The 5,157-nt window shown below is 36.2% G+C and carries 4 protein-coding genes; 2 read left to right on the forward strand and 2 right to left on the reverse strand.

The features are described 5' to 3' along the window. Positions 1 to 325: 325 nt before the first annotated feature. Positions 326 to 1,459: a hypothetical protein gene (locus tag FWJ34_RS18130; RefSeq protein ID WP_308256743.1), complete on the forward strand. Its 1,134-nt coding sequence runs from the start codon at positions 326 to 328 to the stop codon at positions 1,457 to 1,459. A gap of 310 nt (positions 1,460 to 1,769) precedes the next feature. Here FWJ34_RS18130 and FWJ34_RS18135 read toward each other — a convergent pair whose 3' ends face one another. Then, on the reverse strand, positions 1,770 to 3,956 hold the full coding sequence (locus tag FWJ34_RS18135; protein ID WP_308256744.1) for a phosphoketolase: 2,187 nt from the start codon (positions 3,954 to 3,956) through the stop codon (positions 1,770 to 1,772). Between the two features lie 173 nt (positions 3,957 to 4,129). Then, positions 4,130 to 4,315, reverse strand: a complete 186-nt coding sequence (locus FWJ34_RS18140) for a hypothetical protein (RefSeq protein ID WP_308256745.1) — start codon at positions 4,313 to 4,315, stop codon at positions 4,130 to 4,132. A 26-nt stretch (positions 4,316 to 4,341) separates the two neighbouring features. Here FWJ34_RS18140 and FWJ34_RS18145 point away from each other — a divergent pair. Then, positions 4,342 to 5,157, forward strand: an 816-nt coding sequence (locus FWJ34_RS18145) for an NADH-quinone oxidoreductase subunit H (RefSeq protein ID WP_308256746.1), incomplete at its 3' end; no start/stop codon positions are given.

The following is a 5,157-nucleotide window of genomic DNA, read 5'->3' on the forward strand; positions in this document are numbered from 1 at the left end:
TTTCATTCTCCAAAAAAGCGATCGCTATAATCAATAGTACGCAAAATTTACAGGGTTTTTTTCATAATAATAAATCAATTATTAATAAAAAAGTCATCACCTCCTTAGCTTATAAGGTTTTTAGGGCGAGGGTTTGACAATTAATTTTACCTCGACTTTGAAAACGCCCTGCTTGCATTGTTGTCAACTGCTTGGGAAAAATAAAATCCACAATTTTATTTACTTACTACAAAAAAAAATTTAACTCCCTTTTTTAAGGAGTATTAAGGGAGTTTTCTTAGTGATATAATTACTTAAAATTAACCGAAAATTCTAATTATTAATCATGAATTATCCCCCTATATTTATCTCTTTAATTCCTAATTTAATGGGTGGAGAAGGGCATATTATTCCCTATCATATTTCGATTACTGAAGCTACAAAAATTCTTGGTTGGCATCATGAAGTAGTGTATTCTCCTGAAGAAAATTTACCTGATTTACCTGAGAATTGGTATGGAGAATTAAAAGGTAATAAATTAGAAATAGATGCAAATTTTTGGTATAAACTAAAGCAAATAAAATTATTTTCTGATACTATTAGAGCTTTTTTAATCGATAAATTAGTTAAACAGAAATCATCGCAAGATCATATTATTTTTATCGAAAGATTTATTCATTTACAATTATTAGCTTTATGGTTATCGGTTTTATTTTTACCAAAAGATGGCTTATATATTTGGGTTTTGTATCGCCATAATTTTCATCAACATAAAACAAATTTTTTTTATAAACTTTTAAATAAACTCTTAAAAAAATCAGTAAAATCTAATCATTTTAAGTTATTTAGTGATAGTGAATTGTTAGCTAATTCTATGGCTAAATATTTTGAGGAATCTTTTACTGTTATGCCTATTCCTCATACTGAATTTGTGGAAAAATTAACGAATATTAATGATAATATCATCTGTTGGTGGGCCGGACCTCCTAGGGAAGAAAAAGGTTGGCAAATTATTCAACAATTAAGTAAATGTAAAACTCATTTGGCAGATAAATTTATTTTGGTTGCGGCAAAAAGTGCTGATTTAATTAGCCTTAATCATGGTGTGAAAGTTATTCTTACCGAAGATAATTTACCCCGTGAAAAATATGTGTCTTGGTTGGCTAAAACTGATATTATGTTAATACCTTACGATGCGATCGCCTATCAAGAAAGAACATCAGGAGTATTTACGGAGTCAATTATTGCTGGTAATATTCCTGTTACAATGGCTAATACTTGGATGGCAAGGGAATTATTAAAATTTGGCTTAGATAAATTAATCATTAATTGGGATAATCCTCAACAGGTTTGGCAAGAAATTAATAATATTTTAGACGATGAAGAAATACAAATAAAATTAAAAATTATGCAAAAAGCTTATCGTGATTTTCATAATCTTTCTAGTTTTGCTCATCAATTTAAAATTAATCTAATATAGCAGGGCTGTGCCATTTTCCATCCTCAGTTTGGGGTTTGGGAGTCGGTAAGGGAGCTAGGGTGATATGCGATCGCGCTAATTTTAATTAGGGTTTGCTGTTGGGAATCAGAAAGCTATTAAAATCAATTTTTTAAACATACTACACTGACAAAAAAGTGCACAGTTTTAGCAAAGGGGTTTAAACCCCTTGTTTAATAAGCACTTATTCTGAATTTTATTGATAATACTATTTGATGTGCGAAAAGCGGGTTGTTAAGAGGTTTTGATATTTCTCATTTCACTCAGAATGAATATTAGTTTTTGTCGGGATTTATCCATACAGTGATCTAGCCCTTTGTGTCAAAGCCTCAGCCGTTAAGCCGTTAAACGCCATTAATTCACCAGCACTGGCGGTGGTTTCCCCTCGTTTCCAAGCAAAAGTATCCCGTTTAGCATTACTGCGTAACATAATCGGTTCTAACATAGCACTTGTGCCACCAGTAACACCGATAACCGCATCGCCACCGAATAAGGCTTCAAAACCAGCATCATCAAGGAAGTTATCATCTTTAACAGTGCAACTATCCCAAGCCACATCGGAAGGGCGATATAAACGGCGAGGATTGATAACAGAAACGATACGCACTCCGTAACCTTCACTTTCGAGAGTTTTCGTTGCTTCAAATACGGGAATTAAAGTCATATCACCAATTACGGCAAAGACAACTTTTTTGCTACCTTCAGATTCCTGTAAGATAACGCCACCTTTTTCTAAAGCTTCTCTGGTTTGCTCAAAAGTGGTTAAAATCGGTAAAGGAGATTTACTAACAGTAATAGTAATACCTTTATTTTTTGTACCTAATGCCCATTCATAACAGACTTGCGTACTATTAGCATCACAGGGAAAAAGAGGATAAACGTTACCGTTGCGCATCATCGCCGCAAAATAATTCTCGATTTCTGGGCGTTGGTGAGTCCATCCGTTTCGCCCTTGTTCTAAGGCTCCGGCGGTGAATAATGCTATAGTGGAGGGGGTTTCCCGTCTCAATTCTGCCATTGCTTGGGTGACGGTTTGCCAGATAGGTAAGCCATTGATAGCGAAAGATTCATAAGAACACCACAAAGAACGAGCGCCAAATAATGCTAAACTTACCGCTAAACCAGCACAGGCATCTTCACTTAAAGGCTCATAAACTTGCCCTTGGGGTTGTTGAAAATAAGTCACATCAACAGTAGGGTGAACAATTTTTAAGCCAACGTTAATGTTATTAATTCCAGAGGCGGCGTTACCATCGGCGTTAGTTACGAGGAAGTTGGGATCATTTTTACCGACATGAACTACTAATTCACCCATAGCGGTAGTAGATACTTTTTTATCACCGCCAACGACATATTCTGTTAAGGGTAAAGTGCCTAAATCTGTTAAAGGTAAAACTGACTCGGTGATGGCTTTATCAGCATTTGTGCCTCCATTAGCACGGGCAAAATTATCTCTAACTAATTCCCATGCTTCCTTACTTAAGGCTCTTTCTTGTAAGGCTGAGAGAATATAATCTTTGTCGAGACTATCACCAGGATAAAGGTTGTGAGATTGCGCACCTCGTTTATGCACCCCCGCACCTTTTAGCTGTTTGATGATTAATACCGTTAAAGTGCCTCCCAGTGCTAATTGTGCCGCTTTATCGGTGGCTTCTAATACGGCTTGAGTAAATCCTAGGCGTTTTTCAAAGGAGAATTTAGTGCTATCCACATATTCGCCCTCTTGGTTAGCGTCATCAAAATCTTTAGCGTTAACTAAAATTACCTCTTTGAAGCCGTTTCCTTGCCAATAGGCGATCATTTCCTCATTGGTTTTGGTGGAAACCATACTATGATGCTCTTGTGAGTAACCATTCCACACTAAAATCGGTAAAAAATTGGTGGATTCAGGGTAGGCGGTGTTGAAATGTCCAAAACTGCTCATGATATAAGGCTCACCTAATCCTCCATCTCCAATTGTCACGGGGAATAGGATATTAGGGTGTAATTTCGCCCCAGCCATAGCAAAATGTTGCCCTTGCCCAAGAGGCCCAGCAGGATTGAGTAATCCGGGTATTTGTCCCGATAAATGCCCTAAAAGCCCGTGCATTTCCCGAAAACGACTACTCAAGTCTTCTACGGTGTAAATTCCCATTTTCTCAAGGGATCGATCAAGAAATACGGTACTATAAAATCCGGGTGCATGGTGGCCAACTTCGGTAATCAAGTTTTTATGCCCTAACATAACTAAAGCGGCGATGGCATCTGCAATACTAGCGAAACCACCCGGATGTCCTGATTCTTTACTGGCGGTGATGTGTAAGGTTAAATAACGTAAAGCATCGGCGGCTAATAAGGTTTGATAGACTGCATTTTTGTTTTTGGGAGAGTCAATAGCGGTTTTTCCGTCTAAAATAGCACTTTCTTGACCATATTCATTAAAATAGGGTAATTCTTCGTTAAAATATTGGATTCCTTGATAAAATGGGGCTGTTGTCATCTTATTTTCGCTTTTCTAAATTACTGCAATGGTTAAACTCTATTGTTACATTTTTTTGTCATTGAGTAAAATAAATCATTACTTAATTTTAAATAGTTAATAGTCAATAGTTGATCATCAGTAGATAATTTTTATAATATTTAAGTATTATAATTTGTATTATAAATTATTGGTTAGGGTAGCGGATTTGGGAAAAGGGCTTCTTGACAAGCTCGATAACCAGAGGAAAAAATGATAAAAATTGATTTTAAAACTCCTAAAATTGATTTTTCCCATTTTGTCTCTTTGGTACTATTGTACTGAGGGATCGCTTTAGCAGTATATTTTAAATTTGTTGCAAAATCTAAGTAAAATAACATTGAGATCATCTATAAAGTAACTGACAATGAATTCAGGAATTGATTTACAAGGAAGTTTTATCACTTCTCTCACGGATTTTGGTTTATCCCCAGAATTAGCAAAAACCCTTTGGATTCCCTTACCTTTGGGTTTGATGATTATTGGTGCTACCGTAGGAGTATTAGTCAGCGTGTGGTTAGAAAGAAAAATCTCCGCCGCCGCCCAACAAAGAATTGGACCTGAATATGCTGGACCTCTCGGTGTGCTTCAGCCTATTGCTGATGGTATCAAATTAGTTTTCAAAGAGGATATTATACCTGCAAAAGCTGATAGTATTTTATTCACTCTTGGTCCTGCTATTGTAGTAATACCGATATTCCTTTCTTATTTAGTTATACCTTTTGGGCAAAATTTGGTCATCACTAACTTAAATGTCGGTATTTTTCTTTGGATTTCTCTTTCTAGCATTGCACCCATTGGTTTATTAATGTCGGGTTATGCTTCTAATAATAAGTATGCCCTTTTAGGTGGATTAAGAGCTGCCGCCCAATCTATTAGTTATGAAATACCCCTTGCTCTATCTGTACTGGCGATCGCCATGATGTCTAACAGTTTAAGCACTATAGATATAGTTGAGCAACAATCAGGCTACGGTATTTTAGGATGGAATATTTGGCGACAACCCGTTGGATTCCTGATTTTTTGGTTGTCAGCCTTAGCAGAATGTGAGCGCTTACCCTTTGACTTACCCGAAGCCGAAGAAGAATTAGTAGCGGGTTATCAAACGGAATATTCAGGGATGAAGTTTGGCTTATTTTATGTAGGTTCTTATGTTAATTTGGTATTGTCAGCCCTTATTTTT

It is taken from the genome of Geminocystis sp. GBBB08 (genome assembly GCF_016743215.1).
Taxonomy (GTDB): domain Bacteria; phylum Cyanobacteriota; class Cyanobacteriia; order Cyanobacteriales; family Cyanobacteriaceae; genus Geminocystis.